The sequence below is a fragment of the Niallia circulans NBRC 13626 genome, assembly GCF_001591585.1.
GTDB lineage: Bacteria > Bacillota > Bacilli > Bacillales > Cytobacillaceae > Niallia > Niallia circulans.
Genome location: NZ_BCVE01000055.1, coordinates 1 through 1,435 on the forward strand (window position 1 = coordinate 1; position 1,435 = coordinate 1,435).

Below are 1,435 nucleotides of genomic sequence, written 5' to 3' on the forward strand. Positions count from 1 at the left end.
TGAACTGCACCCCAATTGTTAGACACAAACTAACAGTTGGAGGTGCAGTTTTTATATGTCTAAATTTAATATAGAGGAAAAAATAGAAGCAGTTATTCGTTATCTACAGGGAACGGAGGGGGTAAAATTTATTGCGAAATCCATAGGGGTACATCATACAGTCTTATTAAATTGGATAAAACAATATGAATATCATGGTGCCGATGCTTTAATAAAACCCTATACATCTTATACAACACAGTTTAAACTAGACGTACTGAATTATATGAGAGAGACAGGGACGTCTATAAGGGAAACTGCTGCAATATTTAACATTGCAACACATAGTACCATTCTAAAATGGCAAAAAGGTTTTGAATTACATGGAATTGACGCCCTGAAACCAACACAAAAGGGGCGCCCACCAATGAAAAAGGAAACGAATAAACCTCAACCAGTAGAAGGGTCTGAAGAAGCATTACGAGCTGAAAATGAACGTTTACGGATGGAGAATGCTTACTTAAAAAAGTTACATGCCTTAATTCAAGAAAAGGAAAAACTACAGAACAGGACAAAGCGCAAATAATTTATGAATTAAGGCAAGAATTTAAAGTGATTGATCTAGTAAAGGTCGCTGGTATTGCGCGTAGTACGTATTACTATTGGGTAAAACAAATGGATCGCCCAGATAAATATAAGGAAGTTAAAGAGTTAATTCAGGAGATTTTTGATGAACATCAGGGACGATATGGATATCGTCGGATCACATTAGAATTACATAACCGAGGCATCAAAATAAATCATAAAACAGTCCGCCGTCTTATGAATGAGATGGGATTAAAGTGTCTTGTGCGTATGAAAAAATATCGTTCCTACCGTGGGCAAGTAGGGAAAATAGCCCCAAATATTTTGGAACGTGATTTTAAAGCATCGAAACCAAACGAAAAGTGGGTAACGGATGTAACAGAATTCCATCTACACGGGGAGAAGCTATATTTGTCCCCCGTTCTAGATTTATTCAACGGAGAAATCATCGCTTATAACATAGAAAAGCGTCCTGTTTATCTACTTGTTTCGAAAATGCTGGACAAAGCTTTTGAGCATTTGAAAGAGGGTGACACCCCTATCCTCCATTCGGATCAAGGTTGGCATTATCAAATGAAGAAGTACCAACATGCTTTAAAGAAACATGAGATTACTCAAAGTATGTCACGTAAGGGGAATTGTTTAGATAACGCAGTCATGGAGAATTTCTTTGGCTTATTAAAGTCTGAATTACTCTATTTAAAAGAATTTGAGAGTATGGAGCATTTTAAAGAAGAATTAGAGAATTACATTCACTACTATAACCACAAACGGATTAAGACAAAATTAAAAGGCATGAGTCCGGTGCAATATCGAACTCATGCCCTAGTAGCTGCCTAAATCCCGTGTCTAACTTTTTGGGTTCAGATCA

The 1,435-nt window shown here is 36.7% G+C and carries 1 protein-coding gene; it reads left to right on the forward strand.

Annotated elements, in window-relative coordinates:
* Positions 1-55 precede the first annotated feature (55 nt).
* Positions 56-1,404 (forward strand): IS3 family transposase gene (locus BCI01S_RS25075; protein WP_095259293.1). Its coding sequence is split into 2 segments (ribosomal slippage): positions 56-512 and positions 512-1,404, totalling 1,350 coding nucleotides; the frame shifts between segments, so codons are not numbered across the junction.
* Positions 1,405-1,435: the final 31 nt, after the last annotated feature.